This window comes from Streptomyces coelicoflavus, assembly GCF_045041415.1.
Lineage (GTDB): Bacteria > Actinomycetota > Actinomycetes > Streptomycetales > Streptomycetaceae > Streptomyces > Streptomyces coelicoflavus.
In genome coordinates, this window is the sequence record NZ_CP108218.1 from 920,096 (window position 1) to 945,354 (window position 25,259).

Annotated in this window: 18 protein-coding genes; 7 read left to right on the forward strand and 11 right to left on the reverse strand. The window is 74.4% G+C overall.

Going from position 1 to position 25,259, the window contains the following annotated elements:
* The first annotated feature begins 128 nt into the window (after nucleotides 1-128).
* On the forward strand, nucleotides 129-1,178 hold the full coding sequence (locus OHA99_RS04230) for a DUF2510 domain-containing protein (protein ID WP_164381634.1): 1,050 nt from the start codon (nucleotides 129-131) through the stop codon (nucleotides 1,176-1,178).
* A gap of 180 nt (nucleotides 1,179-1,358) precedes the next feature.
* Here the strand turns inward: OHA99_RS04230 and OHA99_RS04235 are convergent, their stop codons facing one another.
* Nucleotides 1,359-1,973 carry a TetR/AcrR family transcriptional regulator gene (locus OHA99_RS04235; protein WP_164381636.1) on the reverse strand — a complete coding sequence of 205 codons (615 nt, stop codon included), beginning with the start codon at nucleotides 1,971-1,973 and terminating at the stop codon, nucleotides 1,359-1,361.
* A 174-nt stretch (nucleotides 1,974-2,147) separates the two neighbouring features.
* Between OHA99_RS04235 and OHA99_RS04240 the strand changes: the two genes are divergently transcribed.
* Both OHA99_RS04240 and OHA99_RS04245 read left to right on the forward strand, forming a co-directional pair.
* Nucleotides 2,148-2,963 (forward strand): phosphatase PAP2 family protein, encoded by an 816-nt coding sequence (locus tag OHA99_RS04240; RefSeq protein WP_405694143.1) that lies wholly within the window; start codon nucleotides 2,148-2,150, stop codon nucleotides 2,961-2,963.
* Nucleotides 2,960-3,955 carry a hypothetical protein gene (locus OHA99_RS04245; protein ID WP_366471402.1) on the forward strand — a complete coding sequence of 332 codons (996 nt, stop codon included), beginning with the start codon at nucleotides 2,960-2,962 and terminating at the stop codon, nucleotides 3,953-3,955. Before OHA99_RS04240 ends, OHA99_RS04245 begins: the two co-directional genes overlap by 4 nt.
* Before the next feature lie 54 nt (nucleotides 3,956-4,009).
* On the opposite strand, the gene OHA99_RS04250 is transcribed toward OHA99_RS04245, so the two are convergent.
* A complete protein-coding gene (locus tag OHA99_RS04250) occupies nucleotides 4,010-6,073 on the reverse strand; it encodes a phosphocholine-specific phospholipase C (protein ID WP_405694147.1) in 2,064 nt (687 codons plus the stop codon).
* Nucleotides 6,074-6,244: 171 nt separating this feature from the next.
* Here OHA99_RS04250 and OHA99_RS04255 point away from each other — a divergent pair, with 171 nt between their 5' ends.
* Complete coding sequence (locus tag OHA99_RS04255) at nucleotides 6,245-7,546, forward strand: MFS transporter (RefSeq protein WP_405694150.1); 1,302 nt, start codon at nucleotides 6,245-6,247, stop codon at nucleotides 7,544-7,546.
* 46 nt (nucleotides 7,547-7,592) lie between these two features.
* Here the strand turns inward: OHA99_RS04255 and OHA99_RS04260 are convergent, their stop codons facing one another.
* Both OHA99_RS04260 and OHA99_RS04265 read right to left on the reverse strand, forming a co-directional pair.
* The gene (locus tag OHA99_RS04260) at nucleotides 7,593-12,635 is read right to left on the reverse strand and encodes a DNA-binding protein (RefSeq protein WP_405694153.1); all 5,043 of its coding nucleotides are present in this window, start codon (nucleotides 12,633-12,635) and stop codon (nucleotides 7,593-7,595) included.
* Nucleotides 12,636-12,675: 40 nt separating this feature from the next.
* Nucleotides 12,676-13,569 (reverse strand): DUF4132 domain-containing protein, encoded by an 894-nt coding sequence (locus OHA99_RS04265; RefSeq protein WP_405694156.1) that lies wholly within the window; start codon nucleotides 13,567-13,569, stop codon nucleotides 12,676-12,678.
* A gap of 524 nt (nucleotides 13,570-14,093) precedes the next feature.
* Here OHA99_RS04265 and OHA99_RS04270 point away from each other — a divergent pair.
* On the forward strand, nucleotides 14,094-14,699 hold the full coding sequence (locus OHA99_RS04270) for a response regulator transcription factor (RefSeq protein ID WP_194279854.1): 606 nt from the start codon (nucleotides 14,094-14,096) through the stop codon (nucleotides 14,697-14,699).
* 64 nt (nucleotides 14,700-14,763) lie between these two features.
* On the opposite strand, the gene OHA99_RS04275 is transcribed toward OHA99_RS04270, so the two are convergent.
* The 5 genes from OHA99_RS04275 to OHA99_RS04295 form a co-directional block, all read right to left on the reverse strand.
* The gene (locus tag OHA99_RS04275; RefSeq protein WP_405694160.1) at nucleotides 14,764-16,614 is read right to left on the reverse strand and encodes an ATP-binding cassette domain-containing protein; all 1,851 of its coding nucleotides are present in this window, start codon (nucleotides 16,612-16,614) and stop codon (nucleotides 14,764-14,766) included.
* Nucleotides 16,611-18,512: an ATP-binding cassette domain-containing protein gene (locus tag OHA99_RS04280; protein ID WP_405698891.1), complete on the reverse strand. Its 1,902-nt coding sequence runs from the start codon at nucleotides 18,510-18,512 to the stop codon at nucleotides 16,611-16,613. The genes OHA99_RS04275 and OHA99_RS04280 overlap by 4 nt, the downstream gene beginning before the upstream one ends.
* Nucleotides 18,513-18,595: 83 nt before the next feature.
* Complete coding sequence (locus tag OHA99_RS04285) at nucleotides 18,596-18,724, reverse strand: SapB/AmfS family lanthipeptide (protein ID WP_003972313.1); 129 nt, start codon at nucleotides 18,722-18,724, stop codon at nucleotides 18,596-18,598.
* Nucleotides 18,721-21,417 carry a class III lanthionine synthetase LanKC gene (gene lanKC / locus OHA99_RS04290; RefSeq protein WP_153176892.1) on the reverse strand — a complete coding sequence of 899 codons (2,697 nt, stop codon included), beginning with the start codon at nucleotides 21,415-21,417 and terminating at the stop codon, nucleotides 18,721-18,723. The genes OHA99_RS04285 and lanKC overlap by 4 nt, the downstream gene beginning before the upstream one ends.
* A gap of 179 nt (nucleotides 21,418-21,596) precedes the next feature.
* Nucleotides 21,597-22,256, reverse strand: a complete 660-nt coding sequence (locus OHA99_RS04295) for a hypothetical protein (protein ID WP_164381653.1) — start codon at nucleotides 22,254-22,256, stop codon at nucleotides 21,597-21,599.
* Between the two features lie 232 nt (nucleotides 22,257-22,488).
* Between OHA99_RS04295 and OHA99_RS04300 the strand changes: the two genes are divergently transcribed.
* On the forward strand, nucleotides 22,489-23,145 hold the full coding sequence (locus OHA99_RS04300; protein ID WP_153176894.1) for a helix-turn-helix transcriptional regulator: 657 nt from the start codon (nucleotides 22,489-22,491) through the stop codon (nucleotides 23,143-23,145).
* 159 nt (nucleotides 23,146-23,304) lie between these two features.
* On the forward strand, nucleotides 23,305-23,541 hold the full coding sequence (locus tag OHA99_RS04305) for a hypothetical protein (protein ID WP_153176895.1): 237 nt from the start codon (nucleotides 23,305-23,307) through the stop codon (nucleotides 23,539-23,541).
* Between the two features lie 28 nt (nucleotides 23,542-23,569).
* Here the strand turns inward: OHA99_RS04305 and OHA99_RS04310 are convergent, their stop codons facing one another.
* Both OHA99_RS04310 and OHA99_RS04315 read right to left on the reverse strand, forming a co-directional pair.
* On the reverse strand, nucleotides 23,570-24,250 hold the full coding sequence (locus tag OHA99_RS04310; protein WP_153176896.1) for a 4'-phosphopantetheinyl transferase: 681 nt from the start codon (nucleotides 24,248-24,250) through the stop codon (nucleotides 23,570-23,572).
* On the reverse strand, nucleotides 24,247-25,176 hold the full coding sequence (locus OHA99_RS04315) for a metallophosphoesterase (protein ID WP_153176897.1): 930 nt from the start codon (nucleotides 25,174-25,176) through the stop codon (nucleotides 24,247-24,249). The genes OHA99_RS04310 and OHA99_RS04315 overlap by 4 nt, the downstream gene beginning before the upstream one ends.
* Nucleotides 25,177-25,259 lie beyond the last annotated feature (83 nt).

The following is a 25,259-nucleotide window of genomic DNA, read 5'->3' on the forward strand; positions in this document are numbered from 1 at the left end:
CCCGTCATCAGCGGCGGCGCGTCCGGGCGCCCGTCAACCTCTCGCGGTCCGGGGTGCCGTACCGGCCGGTCCGGTGCTACGGCCGGGCCTCTCATCCGGCTTTCACCGACGCCTCATACGGTGTGCACATGACGCAGGCGACTCCTCCCGGGTGGTACCCGGACCCCGGACAGAAGAATGACGGTCCCGCCACCGAACGCTGGTGGGACGGCACGGCGTGGACCGGCGAGGTGCGCCCGGCGGGAGCGGCCGCCGCCTGGGCCCCGCCCGCGCAGCCGCCGGGCCAACCGCCGGTGCAGCCACCGGTGGTCGGTGCCGCGCCCGGTCCGTATCCCGTGCACCCGGGCTATGCGGGCTTTCCGGTCCAGCCGCCGTCGGCGCGACGGCGGCGGCTGCGGACGGGCATAGCCGTCGCGGCGGCCGTGGCGGTGCTGGCCGGTATCGGGGTCGGCGTGTACGCGCTGACCGACGACGGTTCGGGCGGCGGCAGTGCGGCGGGCTCGCAGCGGGACCGGTCGGGTTCCGGCGACCGGAACGACCCCTTCGGCGACTCGGGCGGTGGCAAGGACGGCCAGGACGGCGGCGAGGACGGTCCGTTGCCCTCGCCCGGGTCCCCGGACTCCTCGGAGCCGCCCGAGGTGGACAGCGGCTCGGTGACGGACCCGCTCAGCGGGATCAGCCTGCCCATTCCGGACGGCTGGTACGGGCAGGAGCTGGAGATCGGCGCGCAGATCACGTCGGACGACGCCTACAAGTGCCCCGGCGACACCTCCAAGTCCTGCACCAAGGGCGGCGCCTACTCGGCTCCGGCGAGGCTGCTCCAGTCCGAGGGCGACACCGCCGAGGAGGTCGCGAAGTCCGACATCGCGGCGAACGCCGAGCAGTCCTACGGCCAGGACTCCTACGGCAAGATCACCTCGCACGACGTGCTGGCCTCCAAGGCGGTCACGGTCGCCGGGCAGAAGGGCTACCTGGTCCGCTGGAAGGTGGTCACCGCCAAGGGCTCCGACGGTTTCGTCGAGTCGCTGGCGTTCCCCTCGCCCGCCCGGCCCTCGCAGATCGTCCTCGTCCGTTTCGGTGTCGACGTCGACCAGAAGCAGACGGTCATCGACGAGATAACCAAGGGCATCGAGGTGGACACCTCCGGCGGCGGGGGTGGCAGCGGCCAGGACGTCTGACGCGTCGGCCCCGGCCCGCGGCCCCGTCCGAAGCGGCGGGCCGGAAAGCTGTCGGCCGGGCGGGGCGCCCTTCCGCTCAAAGGGTGCCCCACCCGGCCGGGGGTGCGCGCCGCCCCCGTCCCCACGGTGCGGCGCGGGCAGGCCACCGTCCAGTCATCCCGTGGACGGCGACCTGGGTCTTCAGGGGAGGCCGAGGGCCGGCAGCACGACGGCCTCCACGAACCGGACGAGGTACGCCGCGTCGGCCTGCTCGCCCTCCAGGACGGGGCGCATCCGCAGCATGCCGAAGAGCTGTGCGGGCACGTACTCCAGCGCGGGATGCCCGGCCGGGACCTCGCCCCGTGCCACGCCGCGCGCGAGGATCGCCCGGAGCGCGGCGATCTCCGGCTCGACGAGCGCCTCGCGCAGCGCGCACTTCAGCTCCGGGTCCTCCATGACCGCGTGGCCGAGCGCCTGGAGCAGCCCGGTGTCCTTGCCCGCCCCCTCGCCCGCGGCGGCGGCCGCCCGGCGCAGGTCCTCGGCGAGCGACCCGGTGTCGATGTCGGCGAAGCGCACCCGGCTGTTGGAGCGCAGCGCGGCCGCCACGAACTGCGGCTTGGTCTTCCACTGCCGGTAGAGCGTGGACTTGCTGCACCGGGTGCTGGCGGCGATGCCCTCCATGGTCACGGCGTCGTAGCCGCAGGAGCGGAGCTGGTCGAGCACGGCGTCGAAGAACTCCTGCTCACGCTCCGGCGTGATCTTGGAGCGGCGCGAGGTGCCGACCGTTTCCGGTCGGTCCGCGTCCTGCGACGTCATCGTCCCCGCTCCTTCTCTCTCCGGTGTGTCCCATGTCTATCGATACGCCAGTGTACCGGTACACCACCGTATCGGTACACTGGCGTATCGGAACGAGGTCGTATCGATGAGAACCGTCACACGGCCCCTGTCCGACGAGCCACACGCACCAACCGTCAGCGAAGGGGCCGGGGGATGAACGCCCGCAGCGAGCCTGCACCAGCGGGGCCGGACGCGCCCGCGCGCCCACCACTCGTCCGTGAGCTGCTGCTCGTGGCCGGGCTCTTCCTCGTGTACAAGTTCGGCCGCCAACTGGCGACGGGACACACCGCCGAGGCGTTCCGCAACGCACACCACGTGTGGGACTGGGAGCGGGTGCTCCGGCTGCCCGACGAGGGCGCGGTGCAGTCCCTGCTCCTGCACGGCGACACGCTGATCCACGTGGCGAACACGTACTACGCCGCCGTCCACTTCCCGGCCACCCTGGCCTTCCTGGTCTGGCTCTACCTGCGCCGGCCCGCGCACTACGTCTGGGCCCGCCGGGTCCTGGCCGCCATGACCGGCGCCGCACTCGTGCTGCACCTCCTGTTCCCGCTCGCCCCGCCGCGCATGCTGGGCGCCACCGGCCTGATCGACACGGCACACGTCTTCGGGCCCTCGGTGTACGGCCCGCCGCGCACGGACTCGTTGTCGAACCAGTTCGCGGCGATGCCCTCACTGCACTTCGGCTGGGCCCTGATGCTGGCGATCGGCCTGATCGTCGCGACGCGCACGCGGTGGCGCCTGCTGTGGCTGCTGCATCCGCTGGCGACGCTGCTGGTGATCGTGGGCACCGCGAACCACTACTGGCTCGACGTCGTCGTGGCCGCGGCCCTGCTCGGCCTCGCGCTGGCGGTGCTGCGGCTGCCGGGGTCGCCCCGCCGTCCGCGGTGCGCCCTGCCCCACCGGCGGCCCGAGGTCCGGCGCCGGTCGCCGGCCGAGCGGCCCGAGCTGGTCGGGGCGGGCCGATGAACGCCGCCCTGGTCGCCGTACTGCTGTCCCTGGTCTCCGCCTGCGCCTACGCCGCCGCGGCCGTCGCCCAGGAGCGGCTGGCCTCGCGTGCCAACGGCGCCGGTGCGCTGCGGATGCTGGCCTCGAGCGCCTGGTGGTGGGCGGTCGCCCTCAACGCCTCGGCCGCGCTGCTGCACGTCGTGGCGCTCAAGTACGGTCCCCTCACCGTGGTCCAGCCGCTCGGCGCGCTCACTCTGGTCGCGGCGGTGCCCCTGGGGGCGCGGCTGGCGGGCCGGAGGGTGAGCGCGGTGGAGTGGCGGGGCACCGGGCTGACGCTGCTGGGGCTCGGCGCGCTGCTGCTCACCGCGTCCGGGCCCGCGCCGGACGACGTGCTGAGCGTGCCGGAGGCGCTGACCGTGTCCGGCGCGACGGCGGCGCTGATCGGCGTGCTGTCCCGGCCCGGTGCCCGGCCCGGACTGCGGCACGCGACGGCGTCCGGCATCGCCTCCGGTGTCGCCTCGGCGCTCACCCAGACCGTGACGGTGGCCGTCACCGACCGGTCGGGCCCGCTGCTGAGCGTGCAGGTGGTCGGCGTGGCCCTGCTGGTGGCCGCCTTCGCCGCGGGCGGACTGCTGCTGTCCCAGACGGCGTACCGGGGCGGTCTGGGCGCCCCGCTGGCGGTGGTGACGCTGGCCAATCCGGTGGCCGCCGCCGTGATCGGGCTGTCCCTGCTCGGGGAGCGGCTCAGGGGCGGCGCGGGCGGCGTGCTCCTCGCGCTGACCGGTGCGGCGCTGGCCGCCTGGGGGGTGCTCCAGCTCAGCCGGGCGACCCCGGGCCGGACCGGGACCACCGCACCGGTGCTCGCGGGTCCGGCGCTCGCGGGACCGGGTCCGGTGCCCGCGGGTCCGGAGCCAGTGCCCGCGGGTCCGGAGCCGGAGCCCGCGGGACCCGGTGCGGCGCGGTCCGGGCTGGTGCCCCGGCAGCCGGGGCCGGACCACCTCACCCGACTCTGACTCCCGGCCCGGGCCCCCGGGTCTCCGGGCCTCAGGGCCGCAGCGCCCTCACCCTCAGTCCGTGACGATCGCCGGGTCGCTGACGCCCGGACGGCCGTTCTCCACGTGCCCGGCGAAGCGCCGCAGGAAGGCGGGTTCGGCCTCGGAGGTCACCGTCACGTCGTACCAGCGCCGGCTGCGCGTGAGGTCGACGGTGTGGTGCACGGTGGCGCCGGGGCGGACGGTAAGGGTCCGGGAGCGTCCGTCGTAGGCGTTGGCGATCCGGAGCCGGACCGTGCCGGTCCCCCTGTTGGTGAGGGTGAGCCGGAGGTCCTCGCCGCGGTGCCGCGCGGTGACCTCCGGTCCGGCGGGTCCCCCGACCTCGTTGGCGCCCCGGAAGATCCTCAGGAAGCCGGCCGGTCCGTGCACGGTCAGGTCGTAGGAGCCCGCGGAGTACGCCGAGTTCCAGGTGTCCGCGATGTCCTTGCCGGCCTCGGTGGTGTACGTCCAGGGACCGTCGGTGCGGTTGCCCGAGGTGACGAGGAAGGCGGCGCCTGCCCGGGCCCCGGAGGCGAGGGCCAGCGTGAACTTGCCGGCCGCCGCGTCCACGGCACCGTCCACGTGCGGGTCGTACCGCAGCGGGCGGGAGGGACGCGCCCCTCGTTCCTGCCGGGGCATGCCGGGCTCCGCGGGCGGCGTCGGACGGTAGTCCGGGTGGCGTTCGCGGTCCGGCGGTTCGTAGGCGTCGGTGTCCGGCAGGCGGGCCGGGCGGCTGTCCTTGCGGGAGAAGTCGAAGGCGGCGGTCAGGTCGCCGCAGACGGCGCGGCGCCAGGGTGAGATGTTCGGTTCGCTCACGCCGAAGCGGCGCTCCATGAAACGGATCACCGAGGTGTGGTCGAAGGTCTCGGAGCAGACGAAACCGCCCGTGCTCCAGGGTGAGACGACCAGCATGGGCACGCGCGGGCCCAGCCCGTAGAAGCCCTCGCGGTGGGTGGCGCTGCCCTCGAAGACGTCCAGGGAGACGTCGACGGTGGACCGGCCCTGTGCGGCGGACTTCGGCGGCAGCGGCGGCACCACGTGGTCGAAGAAGCCGTCGTTCTCGTCATATGTGATGAACAGGGCCGTCTTCGCCCACACCGTCGGGTTGGAGGTGAGCGCGTCCAGGACCTGGGAGATGTACCAGGCGCCGTAGTTCGAGGGCCAGTTGGAGTGCTCGGAGAACGCCTCCGGGGAGGCCATCCAGGAGATCTTCGGCAGCCGGTCCGCCGCGACGTCGGCGCGCAGCCGGTCGAAGTAGCCCTCGCCGCTCCTGGCGTCGGTGCCGGTGCGGGCCTTGTCGTACAGGGGGTCGCCGGGCCGCGCGTTCCGGTACTTGTTGAAGTACAGCAGGGAGTTGTCGCCGTAGTTGCCGCGATAGGCGTCGTCGATCCAGCCCCAGCGCCCGGCCGCGTCGAGGCCGTCGCCGACGTCCTGGTAGATCTTCCAGGAGATCCCGGCCGCCTCGAGGCGCTCGGGGTACGTCGTCCAGTCGTAGCCGAGTTCGTCGTTGCCCAGGACCGGGCCGCCGCCCCGGCCGTCGTTGCCGGTGTGCCCGGACCACAGGTAGTAGCGGTTGGGGTCGGTGGAGCCGATGAAGGAGCAGTGGTAGGCGTCGCAGACGGTGAAGGTGTCGGCGAGCGCGTAGTGGAAGGGGATGTCCTCGCGGGTCAGGTACGCCATGGTGGTGGTGCCCTTGGCGGGCAGCCAGCGGTCGTACTTGGCGTTGTGGTAGGCGTCCTGGCCGTCGGACCAGCCGTGCGGGAGCCCTTCGAGGAACTGCATGCCGAGGTCGTCGGCCTCCGGGCGGAAGGGCGGCACCTCCGTGCCGTCGCCCTTGCGCTGGTGCCACACCGACCTGCCGCCGTCCAGTGCCACCGGGTGCGGGTCGCCGAAGCCGCGGACCCCGCGCAGGCTGCCGAAGTAGTGGTCGAAAGAACGGTTCTCCTGCATCAGCACGACGATGTGCTCGACGTCCTCGATCGACCCCGAGCGGTGGTTCGCCGGGAGCGCCGCCGCCCGGTCGATGCTCGCGGAGAGGGCGCTGAACGCCGTCGTGGCGCCCGCGAGTTGAAGGAATCTGCGCCGGTTCACTTCGGCCATGGGGGTGAGGGACCTCTCGCCTTGGGGGGTTCAGCCGGCCGGACGGTGCCGGGTGATGACGGAATGCGCGCGAAAGGAGTGTTCCAGGAGCAGCAAACGTCAGGGAAGGGTCCGGTGGCTCTCGTGTGAAAGTCACCGGTACGGGAGGTGTGCCGGGCCCGCCGCACGGGGATGGTCGCGATCATGACAGGCATGGACACGGACGCACCGGCGACCACGGCCCGACGGCCCGTACGCCAGCTCCTCGCCGCCTCGGTGGGCAACGCCGTGGAGTGGTACGACTGGTACGCCTACACCTTCCTCGCCACCTACATCGCGGACCAGGTCTTCCCGAAGAGCGCGGACAACTCGCTGGTGCCGCTGCTGTCGACGTTCGCCGTGTTCGCGGTGGGCTTCTTCATGCGGCCCGTCGGCGGGCTGCTGATGGGCGCGATCGCGGACCGGCGGGGGCGGCGCGCCGCACTGACCGTCACCATTCTGCTGATGGGCGGCAGCAGTCTGCTGGTCGGGCTGACCCCGACCTACGGGGCGGCCGGTGTGCTGGCCCCGGTGGTGCTGGTCGTGGCGCGGCTGCTCCAGGGGCTCTCGGTGGGCGGGGAGTTCGCGGCGTCGACGACCTTCCTGGTGGAGTCGGCGGGGCCGGGGCGTCGCGGCCTGTTCTCCAGCTTCCAGTACGTCTCGACCACCGCGGGGCAGCTGGTGGCCTCCGGGCTCGCCACGCTGCTGGTGGACACGCTGAGCGAGGACCGGATGAACGGCTGGGGGTGGCGGATCCCCTTCGTCTTCGGCGCCGTACTCAGCCTGGTCGGCTTCTGGATCCGGCAGGGCGCCCAGGAGACCCGCAGTGCCGAGCAGCAACGGGCGCCGCGTCCGGCCCTGTTCGAGGCACTGCGCCGCCATCCGCGCGAGTCCCTGCTGATCTGCGGCATCACGGCGGGCGGCACGATCGCCTACTACACCTGGACGTCGTACCTGCCGACGTACGCCGAACTCAACGCGGGTGTCGCCAAGTCGGACGCGCTGCTCGCGGGGACGATCTCGCTGGCCTTCTTCGGGCTGCTCCAGCCGCTCGGCGGCCTGCTCTCCGACCGGTTCGGGCGCCGCCCCCTGCTGCTCTTCTTCGGCGTGGGCTTCGCGCTGCTGAGCGTGCCGCTGCTGCACTCCCTGCGCGACTCCTTCGCCGTGCTGCTGCTCGTGCAGTGCGCCGGGATGGTGCTGCTGACCGGCTTCACGTCCATCAGCGCCGCCGTGAACGCCGAGGTCTTCCCGCCCCGGGTGCGGGCGGCCGGGATCGGCTTCCCCTACTCGCTCACGGTGGCACTGTTCGGCGGCACGGCGCCGTACGTGGGCACGCTCTTCAAGGACCTGGGGCATTCCGGGCTCTTCCCCTGGTACGTCGCCGTGCTGTGCCTGCTGTCCTCGCTGGTGTACCTGGGGCTGCCGGAGACGGCGCACAAGGAACTGGAGCGCTGACGGCCGGGGACGGCCGTGGGCGTCGGCCGTCCCCTCCGCGCGCAGGTCAGCGGCGGCGCTTGCGCGGTCGCGGCACCTCCAGTTCCTCCAGGCGCGGTCCGTGACCGTCCTGGACGCGCCGCCAGGCCTCCCGGTAGAGCGCGGCGACGGGCCGGGTGGGTACGACGACGCCCAGGACGGGCGCCTCGCCCTCCAGCAGGTCGTACAGCGGCAGCTTCCACCGCTCCAGCGGCAGGTGCGGGTTCGGCGGCTGGGTCCAGCCGCCGGGCAGGAACAGCGTGCGGCCGGCCTTGGGACGGCTGCCCTCGACCACGAGATCGGTGGCGGCGAGTTCGGCGCGGGCGGCCCGCAGCCGGGCGGTGCCGCCGCGCTGTCCGCCCCAGCCGGTCCAGCGCGCGGTGTTGCGGTCGGTGGGGTCCGGCATGGCGAGCAGCATCAGGTAGAGCACGGCGGCGTCCTCGCCGAACCCGTACCTCTTGGCGGCCTCGCCGACCAGGTCGGGCACGGAGCGGGCCGGGTCCTGGGGCCACCACAGCCCGTCGGCGTCACGTTCGCCCGCGATCGGGTTCCCGGGGTCGGCGAGCAGTTCGGCGAACTGCCGGTCGTGGATCAGGCCCAGCGCCGTCTCCTGGGCGTTCGGCCGTTCACCGGGATACAGCGCCGCCAGGTGGGGGTCGTTGCCGGAGGCGTCCAGCAGGGCGGGCCGGACGGCCGGGATCGGGTCCGTGGGCTCGGCGCCCAGCACGACCGCGCCGTACCGTTCGAAGCCGTCGCCGGTCTCCGTGGGGTCTCCGGCCGCCCGCCGGAACGCCTCCCAGTCGACGCCCCGCCGGTCGAGATCGAGCAGCAGGCCGGGGTGGGCCAGGCGTTCGCGCAACGCGGTCAGGACACCGGGCAGCCTGGCCCGAAGCGGGTCTCCGGAGGGGAGCCGGTGGGCGAGCCAGGCGACCGTGGCCACCGACCCCTTGAGGACCGAACTGTCGAAGCGGGGCCCGTTCTCCGCGGTCACCAAGGAGTGGCGGCCGAAGCTCCAGGTAAGGTCCTTCGTCAGCCGGGGCTCGGTGGCCAGGTCCGCGAAGCCCCGGAGGGCGTCGGCGGGGGCCCAGCCCACGGGCTCGACCGTGCGGACGGCGTCGTGGAGCACGTCTTCGGGCAGCGGGGTGCGCCGGCCCAGTCTCTCGTTCCAGACCTCGGCCGCGCGGGCGACGTGCGGGCCTCGGGTCCACAGCCTGGACGGTTCGGTGGGCAGCAGGGCGGCCAGCACGGCCCGCAGGGCACTGCTGTCGAGGGACCTCAACTCGTCCTTCGAGACGCGGGCGTCGGCCGACTTCACCCCGATGACCTTCAGGGTCGCGGAGGGGACGTTGGTGCGCTTGTCGTCGGTCTGCGGCATTCCGGCGAGCACCAGGCGGGCCAGGGTCGGGGTGACACCGGTGAGGCGGGCGAACTCCTCGGCGGCCTCGGCGCGCCAGGGCACGGGGCCGCGCTCGGCCAGTTCGGCGCGGAAGGCGCCGACCCAGCCGGGCGCCCGTGTCGGCTCCGGCACGAACGGCTCCTCGGACACCATCGTGTAGGGGGCCGGCACCTCGAAGCGGCCGGAGGGGTCGTGGTAGGCCGCGCCGTAGTGCCTGCCCTTGACCTCGTGGGGCCCGTACTCGCGGACGAACTGGTACCAGTCGTCGGGGAAGAGAAGGAACGCGCCGCCTTCCAGATCGAGCACGGTCCCCCTCGTGTACCCGTACGTGCCGCCCGGCCCGTCGAAGGTCTCGGGGTCGAAGGCCAGGTGCACCCGGCGCCAGTGGCTGGGGTCCAGCTCCGTCAGCCCGTGCGCGTCCAGTTCGCCGAGGAAGGTGTCCAGGGCTTGCCGGTGCTCCTCCACGGTGGCTTCCGAGGCCGCCCGGAGCGCCAGTACGGCGGGCAGTTCGGGCAGCGCCAGCCCGTTGAGGTGCTCCAACGGCTCCTGCTTGTCGAGCGACAGGTGGAAGATGCCCGCGGGAGCCGGTTCGGCCAGGCCCTTCATGGACCGGGCGAGGAACCGAGGGAGTTCGAAGAGGCTGTGATCGAAGTCGTAGTACCAGCGTGCGTCGCGTTCGGTCAGGCCGGCGCCGTTCAGCGCGGAGGCGAGCAGGCGGTTCCCGAGCGCGGGCCGCGGTTCCTCCGGGGTGACGCCCCGGACCGCCGAGTCCAGCCGGGCGAGCAGCCCGTCCAGGACGCGCTGCTGCTCGGCGGCGTAGCGCGCCACGCCGGTGATGCCCCGGAGCAGCGCCTCGTGGCCGACCTCCGGGAACAGGGTGCGGACGGGTGCGAGCACCGCGTCCCGGTCCGCTGCCCCGGCATCCGCCGCCTCGTCCCCGGTGGTCTCGGCCACGGCCGCCGCCAGCAGTTCCGCCGCGACGCCGTCGTCGACCCGGCGGAGCGCCGCGGAGCCCTGCGGGTCTCGGGGCCGGAGCAGGTGCCAGTAGCGCAGGGGCGGCAGCAGCGGGGTGCCCGCGGAGAAGGGACCGGCGGTCTGATCGCGCCTGAGGTGGGCCAGCACCGCGTGGTCGGAGTCCCGCAGTTGGAGGTCGCCCGACCATCGCATCACGGTGACGGCCCGGTCGGTGCCGGGGAAGAGCAGCACGTTCTCCGGGCTGCCGCCCACGCGCCACGGTACGACGACCGAGTGGCCGGCCAGGTCCTCACCGTGCCGTGAGCCGTCGGGCCGGATGATCACCCGCCAGCCGAGCAGCCCGTCCACCGGGGCGCACACCGGGCCCGGTTCGGCGGACGGGGCGGGCAGCAGCCAGGCGGTGCCGAGGGTGCTGCCCTCCGGTGCGGCGCGCAGCCCCTCGGCGAACCAGTCCGGGCCGCCGCGCTCCCCCACGGCGTCGTCGGCCGGGTCGTAGGCGTGCCAGGTGCTGTTCTTCTCGCGGGCCCAGTCGTCGACCCAGACCCAGTACGAGGTGCCGTCGCCGATCACCCGCTGCCGCCACGGGACGTGCGTGTCCCCGGACCGCAGCACGCCGCGGCCGGTGGTCCTGCCGCCCCCGGGCAGCGGGAGGGAGACGGGCGGCATGCCGTTCGTCCCGCCGCTGCCGTCCACGTGGCAGGCGTGGGAGGAGTGGACGGCGCCGACGAGTTCCGTGGGCGGCGAGACGCCCGTGTCGGAGTGGTACCAGTAGCCGTACGACGTGGACGTGGCGGACACGTGCCAGGAGACGAGCAGGCCGCCGTCCACGTACCGGACGTCGGGGCGGCCCGCGTCGTCCGGCAGGCGCAGTTCGTGACGGAGGACCGTGCCCTCGGCGTCGATCACCCTCGCGTGCGTGCCGTCGAGGACGACGAGGTGGGGCCAGGCCTCGGCCACCAGCGTCGCGCGGGCCTCCTCCGGGGAGGCGGTCGATCCGATCGCCTCGTCCCAGGCGGGCCAGCCCAGTTCGTCGACGATCCCGTCGCGCAGGGCGCGCGCGAGCACGGCCGCCATGCCGGTGCTCAGCGCGTCCCGCACCTCCTGCTCGGCGGTCGCCAGGATCTCGCCCGGCAGCCAGTTCAGCGCCTCGAACGGGCCGCTGAGGGCAAAGTCGCCCAGACCGCTGGTGAGGTACTCGCGGCTGATCCCGGCCAGCCACTCGGCGAGCATCGGGCGGCCGCCCGGCGACTCGGCGAGCCGGGTCACGGTGTGCCTGTCGATGCCCTCGCGCTCGTAGGTCGGGCAGCCGCTGCGGAAGACCCCGCGGAAGCGGGTGTCGGTCTCCAGGGCGACGAGGTCGCGCCGCTCGTCGCGGGCCGCCCAGCTCTGAAGGTCGAGCCACGGCCGCTCCGCGGGGTCCGCGACCGGGATGCGCAGGGCGAGGAGTTGGTCCAGGAGATCGACGTCGCTCACGGGAGGTGGCAACGTGCCGTTCTCGGCGTGCAGTTCGGCGCGCAGGACGTCGGCCATGCGGTCGACGAGCGGGGACAGCTCCGGTGGTGCGAGCCGCCAGTCGTCGGTGCGGCACAGGGCGAGGAACCTGCGGGTCCAGCCGGCCGTGCCGTCGGGGGCCCGCGCCTCGGCCGGCAGTGCGGCGTCGCACAGCCCCTCGGCCGCGCCAGTCTTCTCCAGCAGGTCGATCCACTGTCCCAGCTCTTCCTGCTCCCACCCCGAGGGCAGCAGCCCCAGCAGGGTGCCGCGGGCGGCGGGTTCGCGCCGGGTCAGCTCGAGCAGGGCGGCCCGGTGGGCCTTCCACCAGCCGGGCGGTGCCTTGAGGGTGCCGGGCAGCGGCAGCACCTCGCGCAGGTAGGCCATCTCCTCGGCGAGCGCGTTCTTGCCGGCGACGGCCTTCGCCAGTCTGCGCAGGTCGCCGGCGCCGGGGCTCGACGGGGCCACACCGTGCGCGGCGAGCCGGACGAAGAGCGCGCGCAGGTGCCGGAAGGCGGTGGCGGCCGGCACCCGGGACGACAGGCCCTTGGCGTAGCTGGAGAGCACTTTGGTGGGCATGGCGTCGGCGAGGGCGAACTCCAGGAACACGCCGTCCATGCGGGCCTCGTCGAACGGCAGGGCGTGGGCCGTCTCGGCCTTGCGCGCGTTGACGAACATCTGGGCGGCGTACGCCTTCTCTCCGGCGGCCAGGAACACCCGGCCGGCCTCCTCGTAGAAGGTGGGCAGGAAGTGCGGCACGGAGCCCGCGAGGCGCTCGCCGATCGACTCGTAGGTGGCGCGGGCCCGCTTCGCCCGGGAGCGGACCGTCCGCGCGACCTTGTTCATCTCCTCGACCAGGGACATCGCGAGATGGCCGTCGGAGGGGTGGCGGACCAGCACCCACTCGGGGAAGCCCATGGCCCGGTGCTGACCGACACCGACCTCGACCGGCTCGCCCTCGGGCCGCAGTCCGAGGAAGCCGCCGTCGTCGTCCCCGGCGGGCTCCCCGGCCTCCGCTCCCCCGGCGAAGGGGTCCGCGGGCGTCAGGCGTACGACGATCCGGCCGTCCAGGCCCGGGTGCCGGTAGGCCCGGGCGTACACGGGCACGGCGCGGTCGCCTCCCCCGGTGGTGCCCGGCGGCAGTACCGCACCGGCCCGCAGCAGCTCCTCGACCTCTGCCGTCGCCCCGTCCCGGGTCGTGCCGTCGCTCATGATCGCGTGCCTTTCGTGGGTGTGCGTGCGGGCGGGGCGTTCACCGGGCGTCGTCCGTGGGGACGGTGCGGCCCGCGTGCAGGGCCGCGGCCATGCGCATGCCCTCGGACCAGGCGACGGGGCCGACCTCGCTCAGCGGGAGGCTGTGGTGACCGTCCTCGTGGTGCCAGGTCAGGCTGCCGGTCCACGCCTTCTCCTCGGTGTAGGGGTCGCTCATGCCGACGGAGGCGGTCACGATGTGTCCGGCGTCCCGGACGACGTCGACGACGCTGCTGCGGGAGACCTGGTAGCCGAGGGAGGTGGCCCGGGAGGAGAGGTGGAACCACGAGCGGTACTCGGCGCCCGCGAACTCGGTGACCGAGTGGGCGCGGCCGTCGGCGCCGGCGGGCTTCAGCCAAGTGGCGCGGTGGATCTGCTCGACACCCTGCTGCACGCCCGACTCGGCGGCGAAGGCGCGCAGTTCCTCCAGGCCGGGGAGGAGCACGGGGTGGGGCATGGTCACCGTGGGGGCGGCCAGGCGGACGGTCTCGCCGTCCAGGTTCACCACCCGCAGTCCGTCCGTCTCGTCGGCGTCGCGCAGGAAACCGACCTCGTGGGGGCCCGCTCCGACCACGACGATGTCGCGCAGGGCCGCCTGCCACGCCTCGTCGGGCCAGACCCGGGCGAGCAGCCCGGTCGGCACCGGCAGCGAGGACACCATCCAGTGATCGACCTGGGCCGCGCACTCGGCGGCGTGCCGGTCCAGCCACTCGGCGAAGCGCTGGAGTTCGAGCACCTCGGGACGGTCCCGTATCTCCGCGGGCAGGGTCCGCTCCACCTTCCCCGGGGGCTTCGCCGGGGACTTCGTGCGGGACTCCGCCGACGTGGACCGTGCCACCACCCGGCCCTCCACCAGCGCGACTTCGTACGTGTCGCCCGCTGCCAGCCAACCCATCAGTTCTTCGCCTCTCCCCACCGCCAGGAACCACGGCACAGCAGGCGGAACGGTCCTGAATCGACACGCTCCGCTGTGCGTTGGCCAAAGACTAGGGGCAGCCACCGACAGTGCCGGGTGCCGACCGGGGCGGTGCCTTTCGCGCCAGATTGGGCGGCGGCGCTTTTCGGCCGGGCCCGGCAGCGGTCGTACTCCGGTCCGTTCCGGCCCGGCCGTCGAGTGCTCCGGGGGACGGCACCCGCCCTGGCCAGGATGCCGGGGCCCGGGACGCGGAGACGGCCGCCCCTCGTCGGCGTCCGCACGACACGGCGCCGCCCGCGGATTGGTGTGTTATCCGCCCTTCTTCACACGGTCGCCGCTCCGGCACGTCCCCCGACAGGGCCCTGACGACGGCGAATTGACTCCGATGCGGTTCGCACGCGCGTACGCGTGGTGTTCCGCCGACCCGGATGGGGGCACATGGCCGGTGGCGCGGGGGCGCGCGAAGAGCCCGGCGGTCCGAACGGGACCGCCGCTGACAAGGGGTGGGGGAGATGGTTCGCATTGTCGTGGTGCACGACGAGAAACTGCTGCGGTCGGCGCTGGTGCAACTGCTCAGATCGGACGACACGCTGGACGTGTTCCCGCAGTGTCCGGAGGCCGAGGGTCCGGAGCGTGAGGCGTTGCCGGCCGACGCCTGTGTCGTGGACGGGGAGTGTCTGACGGGGCCGGACGGCGGACGCGCCGCGCTCCTGCGGGCCCGGTACGGAGACCGTCTCGTCGTCCTGACCACCGCCAAGCGGCCCGGAGTGCTGCGCCGGGCGTTCGACGGGGGCGCCCTCGGACTGGTCGACAAGAACGCCCCGGCCCACCGTCTGATCACGGCCGTGCACACGGTCGCCAAGGGCGAGCGTTTCCTGGACGAGACGCTCACCGTGGCCCTGCTGAAGGGTGCGGAGATGCCGCTGACCACGAGGGAACTGGGCGTCCTGGCCCTGGCCTCGCAGGGGGCGCCGATCGCCGAGATCGCGGCGCGCCTGCACCTGTCCCGGGGAACGGTCCGCAACTACCTGGCCACGGCGGTCCGGAAGGTGGGCGCCCGCAACCGGGTCGACGCCATCCGCATCGTCCAGAGCGCCGGGTGGACCTGACGCGGCCACGGCGCCGTCCGCGGCGTACCTGGACGGCGGCCGTGGGCCACGGCCGCCGCGCCGGTCACGCGTGCCAGTGGCCCGTCAGATCCCGGTAGAGAGGCGAACGGGCCAGCAACTCGCCGTGGGTGCCGCACTCCGCCCGCTCGCCGTCCAGCACCAGGGTGCGGTCGGCGCGGATCGCCGAGGACAGGCGGTGCGCCACCACGACCAGCGTTCCGGGCCGTCCCGCCAGGACCTCCTCCGCCCGGGCCTCGGAGGCCGGGTCGAGATGACAGGTGGCCTCGTCGAGCAGCAGCAGGGGGGCCGGTGACAGGTACGCGCGGACCAGCGCGACCAACTGCCGCTCCCCCGGTGACAGTTCAGCGGGCCGCACCGACCCGTCCGGTCCGCCCAGGCGCTCGACCAGTGGCTCGAGGCCGAACGCCCGCACCGCCGCCCCGAGTTCGGCCCGGCGCACGTGCGGGTTGAGATACCCGAGGTTGTCGCCGACGGTGCCGGAGAACACGTACGCCTCCTGCGGGACCAGTACGCGCAGGGCGGCCAGTTCGACGGCGGGGCGCCCCGTCACCACGCCTCCGGCCACGCGCACCTCGCCGCGGCTCGGCGCGAGCGTCCCCGCGACGAGGCGGGTGAGGGTCGACTTGCCGATGCCGCTCGGTCCGACGACGGCGAGGTGTTCACCGGGGGCGACGCGCAGGTCGAGCGCGTCGAGTACGGGCTCGGCACGGACGCCGTAGGACAGGGTGACGGACCGCAGTTCCACCGCCGGGACCGCTGCCCGGGGCACCGGGTGCCCGCCGACGGCCGGTGTCCGCACGCCGGTGCCGCGCAACCGGCCCCGGTCGCGGCCCTCGGCGGTGCTCGCCGCGCAGGCCTCCGGCGGGCCGGCGGCGCCCGGCTCCGGGCCGAGGATCCGGTCGAGGACGACCAGCAGCCGGGCCCCGGCCGCGCCCAGCGCGGTCATCAGCGTGTGCAGGGCGGGCAGAAGGGACTGGACGAGGTAGGTGAACGCACCCAGCAGCGCCCCCGCACTCACCCCTCGTCCGCGCAGCCACGGAACCGCCACCAGCAGCGCGAGCACGGGCAGGTGGCCCGCGACCCCGAGCGCCGCCGTGCGCACCGCCGCCCATCCGGCCAGCGTCCGGGCCTGGGCCGCGGCGTCGGCGACCAGGTCCGCGCCACGCCGCTCCGCCCCGGGCCCGGTCCCGCAGGCGGCGAGGTCCCGCAAGGCCGCACGCGAGCGCGCCGCGTGGTCGCCCAGTGCCTCGTCGGCCGCCAGCGCGCGGCGTTGGGCGGCCGCCATGGGCCGCAGCGTGGCGAGGAACAGCGCGAGGCCCGCCACCAGCGGAGGCAGGACCACCACGAGGAGGGCGGGGTGCAGGGACAGCAGGCCGAGCAGGGCGCCGACGGCGGTGAAGACGAAGGAACGCAGGGTGAGGACGAGACCCGCGAAGCTGTCCCGGGCGATCTCGACCTGGTTCGTCAGCCGCGACACGGCCGCCCGGTCCGTCCCGCCCGGCCCGCCCGGGGCAGCCCGGGCCATCGACCGGTCGACCGCACGCCGTACCAGGGCGTCGCGCAGCGGCTCCGTCAGCCCGGAGAGCTGTGCGAACACGCCCCGGACGACCGGGGCGCCCGAGAGCACGGCGACCAGGGCGACCGCGAGCCACAGCAACCCCCGGCGCGGATCACCGGCGAGGAACCCGTCGTCGACGCAGCGGGCGACCGCGTGACCCACCAGGAACGCCTGCCCGGACTCGGCCAGCGACCAGAGCGCGAGCCGCACCAGCACGCCCTTGCGGTGGGCGAGGAACCGACGCGCGGGCGGCGCGAGGCGGCGCAGCGCACCCGCACCGGCGTCCCGGGCCCCGTCGTCGGGGACCGGTGTGCGGGGGATTCCGGCGGACGTCACGGACGCGCCTGCTCGGGCTCGGGACGGCGTACGGTCTCCTCGCCCGGCGTCCCGGCCCCGCTGTCGTCGGTGTCGGCGCCCGCCGTCCCGGCTCCCGTGCCGGTGGCGAAGACCGCGCGGTAGCCGACCGTGTTCCACAGGTCGCGGTGGGTGCCGACGGCGCGCACGTGCCCCTCCTCCAGCCAGAGCACCAGGTCCGCCCGGTCCGCCACCGACGGGCGGTGCGCGACGACGAGCCTGGTCCCGGGGCGTACCGAGCGGCGCAGGGCCAGGTTCACCCCGTGCTCCGTGGCCGTGTCCAGGCTGGACGTCGCGTCGTCCATCACCAGCAGACGGCCGGCGTGCGCGAACGCTCTCGCCAGTCCCAGACGCTGGTGTTCCCCGCCCGAAAGGGGTGCCCGCGGCAGCGGGGTGTCGTAGCCGTGCGGCAACCGGCGTACGAAGCCGTCGGCGCCCGCCGCGCGGGCCGCCTGCCGCACCTGCTCCCCCGACGGCCGTCGCGCCCCGGCGGCGATCGCTGCGGCGACCGTGCCGTCGCCCAGTACGGGGCGTTCGAAGGCGTAGGTCACCTCGGTGCGCAGCGCCTCGTGCGTCAACCGGTCGAGCGGGACGCCGTCCAGCAGCACCTGCCCCTCGTCCGGGTCGATCAGCCGCCCCGCCACGGCCGCCAGGACGGACTTGCCCGCTCCGCCGCGGCCGACCACGGCGACGGTGCTGCCGCCCGGTACCCGCACCCGGTCGGCGCACAGGACCAGTCGGCCGTCCCGCACCACGCGCACTCCGCGCAGTTCGAGCTCTCCCGGGCCGCCCGGTGGCAGCCGCCGCGTTCCGTACGCCTGCGCGGGCATCCGCTCCAGCTCCAGGGTCCGGTGCCGCGCCTGGCGGGCCCGTACGATCGCCCCGAGCAGGGACGCGGCGCCGCCGACGCCGGCGGTCAGCTGCGCGTACCGGCCGACGGCGAGCAGGTCGCCCACGCTCAGTTCGCCGGCCGCCAGGCGCAGCCCGCCGACGGCGGTGGCGGTCAGCGTCAGTGCCGGGACCAGGACGCCGCTCCTGCCGAGGGCCCGTCCGTGCAGCGCCCACATGTGCCGGCCCTGGGCGGCCAGTTCCGTCAACGGGGCCAGAACGCGGGCGCGTTCGCGGTCCGCGGTCCCGGCGGCGCCGATGGTGGCCGCGCCGTCCAGGGCTTCGAGCAGCCGGGAGGCGATCAGGGACTGGGTGCGCTGGTAGGCGGCGACCGTGGCGCCGGTGTCGCGGGCGAAGGACCGCAGGACCAGCGCCAGGGCGGGCAGACCGGTCAGCACGCAGAGGGCCACCCACGGGTCGACGAAGGCCAGCGCCACGAGGGCGCCGAGCGGGGTGATCAGTGCGGCGGCCAGCGCCGCCCGGGCGGCCGGGGCGCCGCCCGCGTCCGCGGCGTTGAGGGTCAGGCGGGTGCCGACGTCCCCCGGCGGGTGGGGCAGGGCGTGGTCGGGTGCGGTGCGCAGCAGTCCGCGCAGGGCGTGGGCGCGGACGGACGCCGTCCAGGTGGCGTTGCAGCGTCCGGTGAACAGGGAGGTCGCGCTGTCCAGCAGCAGTTCGCCCAGGAGCAGCCCGGCGCTCCACGGGAGCCACCGGCCCGCGTCGCCGTCGCGCAGCAGCAGATCCAGGGTGCGGCCGAGAACGAAGGGCTGGGCCACGGCCGCCAGGGCCGCTCCGGCCGAGCAGAGCAGCACCAGTGCTTCCAGCGACCGCCCGGGCGCCGAGCCGTCGGTCCCGCTCCGCCGCCCGTTCAGGCTCCCGTTCCCGCTGCCGTTCCCGCTGCCTTTCGGGCTCCCGTTCCGGCTCCCGGGTGCCTGACGCGCCGCGGGCCTGCTCGTTCGCACCAGCGAAAACCTCCGTACGTCCCGCGCGAACAGACGTCGGCGCCCCGGGCGGCAGCCCGGGGCGCCCGCGCCCGGCGACGTGCCTCAGCACGCCGCCGTGGCCGTCAACCCCTGCGTCAGTTGCAGGTGGTGATGCTCAGGCTGCTGTCGCCGCAGAGCAGGAGGCTCGCGCGGCTGCCGGTCTCGACGTCCCCCATGGCCTCTTCCTTGGGCGTCTCCATCGACTGAAGGTCGAACAGGTTCATGATGTCTTCCTCTCGTTCGGCATCGGGTGTGCTGGTGTCACGACCCCTGGCGGGGCCGAGTCGGGGGCCGCCGCCCGCTTCCGCGGCGGCGGCAGGAACGGCAGCCCGGCGGGCGCGTCGCCGAGGACGGAGGCGACGGCCAGCAGGCAGCCCGCCGTTCCGGTGGACAGGTCCATGGACAGGCGCATCATCTGCTCACCGGGAAAGGCCAGCCGGTCGCGGTAGGACATGGCGTGCCAGGACAGTGCGTCGAGTTGGCGTCGCACGGCACGCGGGCCGGTACCGGGCGCGGTGGCCGTGGTGCGGCCCAGGTGCAGCACCATGCCGGCCACGCCGCGGTAGAGGCCGGGCTGGGCGTAGAACATCGCCCGGGCCGCCGCGACGATCTCGTCCCCGGCCTGCGCGAACTCCTCGTCGGCCCGGTGCGCCAGATAGTCGTCGAGGACCATGCCGATGCCCACGCTGCCCGCGCCCAGGTAGGGCATGGTGCGCCAGCCCTCGTCCACTTGCAGCGCGCCGCCCGCGCCCCTGACGCAACGGGCGAGGTCCTGTCGCAGCGCCTCTCGGGCGAGGTCGAGGAGGGCGGAGTCCCGGGTGCGTTCGAACAGGCGGAGGAAGAGCAGCGCCCGCCCCGCGCCGCCGCGGAGCAGTCCGGCGCGGGCGCGGCCGCCGCTCACCCGGTCGGCCGGCGCGCCGTCGGCGGTCAGCTCGGCGCAGCGCAGGGCCGCCGCGTGCGGCGCGGCCTCGCCGGTGGTCCGGGCCAGCGAGTCCAGGGCCAGGCCGAGGCCGGCGGTGCCGCCGTACAGGTCCGGGCCGAGGCGGTCGAGGGGCTGGGCCAGGAGAAGTTCGGTGAGGTCGAGGGCGCGGGCGCGGTGGCCGAGGCGGTCCAGGGTCCAGGCGATTCCGGCGAGCCCGTCGTGGAAGCCGAGGGGCATGCCCGAGGGCGGCTCCTTGGTCCGCTCCAGCAGCCACTGCTCGCCTTCCTCGTCCCGTCCCGCTCCGCTCTCGGCCAGGGCGTACAGCACCCCCGCCGCGCCGTGGGCGAAGGCCAGCCCGCCGCCGGCGGTGGCGAACTGCGCGATGTCGCCGGGGAAGAGGCGGTCCGGGCGGGACGGTGTCGCGGAGGCGCGGATCGCGGCGGCCATGGACTCCCGGCTGCGCGGCCAGTCGTCGGGCCGGACCGGCACCACCGGCCCGGCGGGCCGGGGCGTCGCGAGGGCGGCGGGCTGTCGCGGCGCCGGTCCGCCGGGCTGTCGCGACGCGGGGGCGCCGGTCCCGCGTGTGATCTCGTCGACCGCGGTGTCCAGGAAGGCCCGGTCCACGGGGAACTGCTCCGCGACCACGTCCGCGAGATGCGCGGCCTTGTGCCGGTCGATCGCCAGCAGACTGGTGAGCGGGAGGAACAGCGCGAGCCGCAGACACGCCAGCGCGTACCGGTCGACCGCCACGCCCCGCCGGTCGGCGGGCGCCACGAACCCGGGGTTCGCCACGGTCTGCCGGCCGGCTTCGCCGACGTGGTGGGCCCCCTCGAAGTCGAGGAGGGCGACGCTGTCGTCGTCCCGGATCATGATGTTGAACAGGTGCAGGTCGTTGAAGACCACGCCCCGGGCGTGGACGGCCTCGACGGCGCGTTCCACCCGCGCGTGGACGTCGAGGGCCCAGGCGGTGTACTCGGCCAGGCGCCGCTCACCCGGGTCGGCCTCGATGAGCGGATGGCGGCGGGCGAAGAACGTGTTGAGCGGCTTGCCGTCGATGTGTTCCAGGACCAGGAAGTGGTGCTCCCCCACCGTCACGTGGTCGAGCACCTCGGGCGTGCAGTCGAGGCCCGACAGCCGCTCCAGTGCCCGGCGTTCACGGTGCAGCCGGGTCACGGCGTCGGCGCCGTCGGCCGCGAGACCGGCGTGCGGACGGGCCTCCTTGAGGACGACCCGATCCCCGGTGCGGGTGTCGCGGGCGAGGTAGACGCCGCCGCCGTTGGAGAAGTGCAGCGCCGACTCGACGGTGTACGGCAGGCCGGTCACGGTCACCGCGGAGCGGGCGTCGAGGTGGGGGCGCAGGAAGGCGGGCGGGCTCACCCAGTCCGGGACGCGGAAGACCGGGCCGCGCGGGTCGGGGACCAGCACGCCGTCGGGGCGGGCCACGGCCGGCCGCGGTTCCCCCTCCGCGTCGTAGCAGTCGCGCCGGGTGAAGCCGCCGTAGCGGACGTGCACGGGCCCTTCGCCGATGCGCAGGTCGCTCAGGATGTGCGGTCCGGGCTCGCCGGCCAGCAGCTCGGACAGCTCCCCCACGAGGCGTTCGAACTCCGCCTCGTCCGCCGGGTACACGGTGACGAACTTGCCGCTGCCGGCCCGGTCGGCGTACTTGGCGTTGCGCTGGTGCAGCAGGTAGCGGCCGGGCACGAACTTGAAGGCCGTACCGCCCGCGACGCAGTGTCGCCACACGCGGTCGAGCACGGACTCCGCGTTGTCGAGGCAGGCGGAGACGTGGATCTTCCACCCCTGGTCGGGCAGATCGGCGTCGACCGGGCGCAGCGCGAGCCAGTCCCCGCTCTCGTGGCGCTGCCATCCCTCCGGTACGGGCCGGGACGCCGCGGCGTAGCGGGAGCCCGGGGCCCCGGTGCGGGAAGCCGTGCGGTGCGGGGCGTCGTAGAAGTACGGGTCCGCGTCGCAGTACACGGCATAGCCCTTGTTCACGCCTTCGCCCTCCCGTCGGTCGCTGACGGGGACGACGCTGTCACGCGGTGTGCGGCCGCGCACAGTTGCCGCTGTCATCACTCCGACGTGCGGAACGCACGGGTAACTTCGCGGCACGGGGCGCCGAGGGGCCGGTGGGGGACGCGCGGATCCGCGCGGACGGCGCCGGTGACTCCCGGTCACTCGCCGGCGGGGACGACCCTCAGGTGGGAGGAGGCACGGCGGGCACGTGGCGGCCGGTGTGCGGTGCGGCGCGGCTCCCGCAGGACCAGTGTCAGCCGGGTGTAGCCCGACTCCTCGAGCGCCCTGGGGGTTTCGACCACGACCCGGCACTCGGTGGTGCCCCGGCGCGGGTCGGGGTGGTGCAGCGGCCGTACGGCACCGTCGTGTTCCACGGCCCGGGCTCCGACGGCGCGGATCCAGTGCGGCAGGCCCTGGCGGTAGGCGGCCTCCATGATCGGGTCCTGGGCGATGTCCCGGCGCACGGCCTGCAGGCCCGGGTCGTGGCCGTACCGCTCCAGGGTGGCGGCGAAGTGGGCCAGCATGGGCAGGCACCAGCTCGACTCGTGCTCGCCGAGGACCGTGGAGGCGTCCGGGTGGAAGAGGACGAACCGCAGGAAGTTGTCGTCCGGCATGGCCGTCGGATGCGGTCCCGCACCCTGGAAGAGTGTCCGGAAGGCACCGTTGGCGAGCACCACGTCCCAGCGGTGGTCGACGACGAGAGAGGGGAAGGGGACGGCGTCCAGGAGCGCGGCGTAGTCCTGGAGATACGCCTGGGCCTCGGGGGTCGCGGGGGCGGGCCGCGGCGCCGACCGCTGCCCTCCTGCCTGAAATGCCATCGGGAGGTCACCCCTCTTGCCTATGCGGCCTTCTCGCGGCGTCCGCATCCTGGCGCCCCGACGCCGGGCGTGTCAACTATCGTGGCATTTCGTGCCTGTTGACGGCTGAAATAGGCCACAGTTGTGGCGATGCCTGGATGTGAGTTCGAGCGGCAGGCTACTCTCCGGGAAGTTCACGGCAACTGCTTGTGAGAAGCCTGTGAGGCCTGTGAGAGACGTAGGAGAGCTGTCGGTGACGGGTGGCTTCGAAGGTCCGGGCACCATGCCGATCACCACGCTGACCGCCGTCGTCGCCCGGGTCGGCGCACTCGCGGACCGGCTCGGCGTGCCGCACACCGAGGTGTTCGACGTCGGCCGGCTCTCCGCCGCCTGCGGCGTCCCCGAACCGGTCGTCGGTGCCCTGCTCGGCGGCCGGCCGGCGGGCGAGCCCGACGTCCAGACCCGGTTCGTGCAGCGCCTGGACCTGCTGCGCCACACCCGGCTGAAACCGAACGGCCGCAAGTACACCCAGCAGGAGATAGCCGACGGCGCGGGGATGTCGCGGCAGCAGGCCGGCGCGCTCATCAACGGCGACCGGCGCCCCACGATGGAGCACTGCGACGCCATTCAGCGCTTCTTCCGGGTGCACGCCGGGTTCCTCACCGCCGAGGACCCCGAGGCGCTCTCGGGCGCCCTCCAGCGCACCGAGCAGGAGCTGCTCCAGCAACTCGCCGACCGGGAACGGGAGGCCGCGGCCGCCGCCGACGACCCGCTCGAGCGGCTGCTCCAGGACCACGCCGTGCGCGGCATCGCCTGGCGGGCCGCGCAACTGCCCACCGACCAGCACCGCGACAAGGTCGCCGAGTGGCTGGACATGCTCCTGGAGAGCGTCAAGCGACCCGAGTCGTAGGGCTGTCGCCCGGCCGGGCCGATGGCCCGATCGGTGCGGGCGGAGCCGGGATCCAGGCGCGGCTGGAGGGGATTGTCAGTGGTGAGCGGCAAGCTGGGAGGGTGCCGCCGCCGTGTGGGGGCGCGTGACCGCTGACGTCGTTGTGGGGAGAGCCGACCGATGACCACCGCCGTACTGACCGACCACGAACGCACCGCCGTTCAGGCCTACCTGCGGCTCCTGCACACCGTGCGGGCCGGTCTCGACTCCGGGGCGGGGCCCGGCGTCCCTGCCCGGCCGCCCGTCGTCCCGCCCTCCGTGCTGGCGGAGGCCGAGCAGGCTCTCGAGGCGGCGGGACTGACCGGCAACGAGGAGGCGTTCTTCCGGCTGCTGCGGGACTGGTGCCCGCCCGCCTGACCGCGCCGGGGGGCTTCCCGGTCGCCGTTCAGGTGTGCGGGACCGTGATCGCCGTGGCGAGCAGGCCGTCGCGTGCGGTCCAGCGGCCGTCGAAGTGGCTCAGCCGCCTGCCGTCGACGGTCGGTCCCGGCACCAGCAGTTCGGCACGCAGGGTGCCGCGGCGCGGGTCGGCCGGGTCGACGGCGATCTCGATGTCCGCCTCCGTGAAGTCCAGCCACCGCCCGGTGAGGGGGTACCACGCCTTGTAGACCGACTCCTTGGCGCTGAACAGCAGCCGCTCCCAGTGGATGCCGGGCCGCGCCCCGTCGAGTCGCCGCAGACGGGCCGTCTCGGCGGGGAGGGCGATGGTCTCCAGGACGCCGTCCGGGAGCGGCCCGTCGGGTTCGGCGTCGATGCCCAGGGAGGCCAGGTCGGTCAGGCGGACCAGGGCGGCGGCGCAGTAGCCGTCGCAGTGGGTCATGCTGCCGGCGAGGCCGGCCGGCCAGCGCGGGGCGCCGCGCTCGCCGGTCGTCACCGGCTGCGGGGGCACGCCGAGTTTCTCCATGGCCCGGCGGGCGCAGGACCGCACGACGGTGAACTCCCGGCGCCGCTTGGCGACCGCCCGGGCGACGATCGCCTCCTCCTCCGGGTAGAGGGGCAGGTGTCCGGCGTCGTCGTGGCCGCACGCCTCGACCGCGACGACGGTGCCGGGCAGCAGTTCCTCGATCACCTGGTCGCCTCCGGGCCCGACGGCGCCACGGGCGCCGAAGCCGACTTCGCCGCCGCCGACTCCGCTGCCGCTGCCGTCGCGGTCGTCGGCAGGATGAGGCGCAGCCGTCCGGGCGGCCCGGACCGCTTGCGCCACTCGCGCGGGTAGCCCACCGACACCTCCTCGAAGCGGACCCCCTCGTGCCAGGTGGTACGCGGGATGTGCAGATGCCCGTAGACCATGGTGTCGACCCGGAACCTGCGGTGCCAGTCCGCGGTCAGCGAGGTGCCGCACCACATGGCGAACTCGGGGTACCACAGGACGTCGGTGGGGTGCCGGTGCAGCGGATAGTGGTTGACCGGGATCACCGGCAGGTCCGCTGGGATCTCCGCGAGCCTGCGCCCGGTCTCGGCGACCCGTGCCCGGCACCAGGCCTCGCGGCTGGGATACGGGTCGGGGTGCAGCAGGTACTCGTCGCTGCACACGATGCCGGTGCCGTGGGCGTACTCCAGGCCCTCGGCCTTGGTCGCGCATCCCGGGGGCAGGAACGAGTAGTCGTACAGGAGGAAGAGCGGCGCGACGACCGCGGGGCCGCCCGCACCCTCCCAGACGGGGTAGGGGTCCTCGGGGGTGGTCACGCCCAGCTCGCGGCACATCTCGACGAGGTGTTCGTAGCGGGCGACGCCGCGCAGCGCGACCGGGTCCTTGGGGTGCGTCCACAGTTCGTGGTTGCCCGGCACCCAGACGACCCGGCGGAAGCGGTCCGCGAGGGTCCCGAGGGCCCAGCGGACGTCGGCGACGGTCTCCGCCACGTCGCCGGCCACCAGGAGCCAGTCGTCACCGGATGCGGGGGGCATCCGCTCCACCAGGGCCCGGTTCTCCTCGTAACCGATGTGCAGGTCACTGATGGCCCACAGCTTCCCCGGAGCAACGGCCCTCGATGTCATCCCCCACCCCTTCCCCGACGCGCGTTCGACGCCACGAGACCACATGCGCCGCCCCGGTCACAAGGCGACCCGGCGCCGCCCGC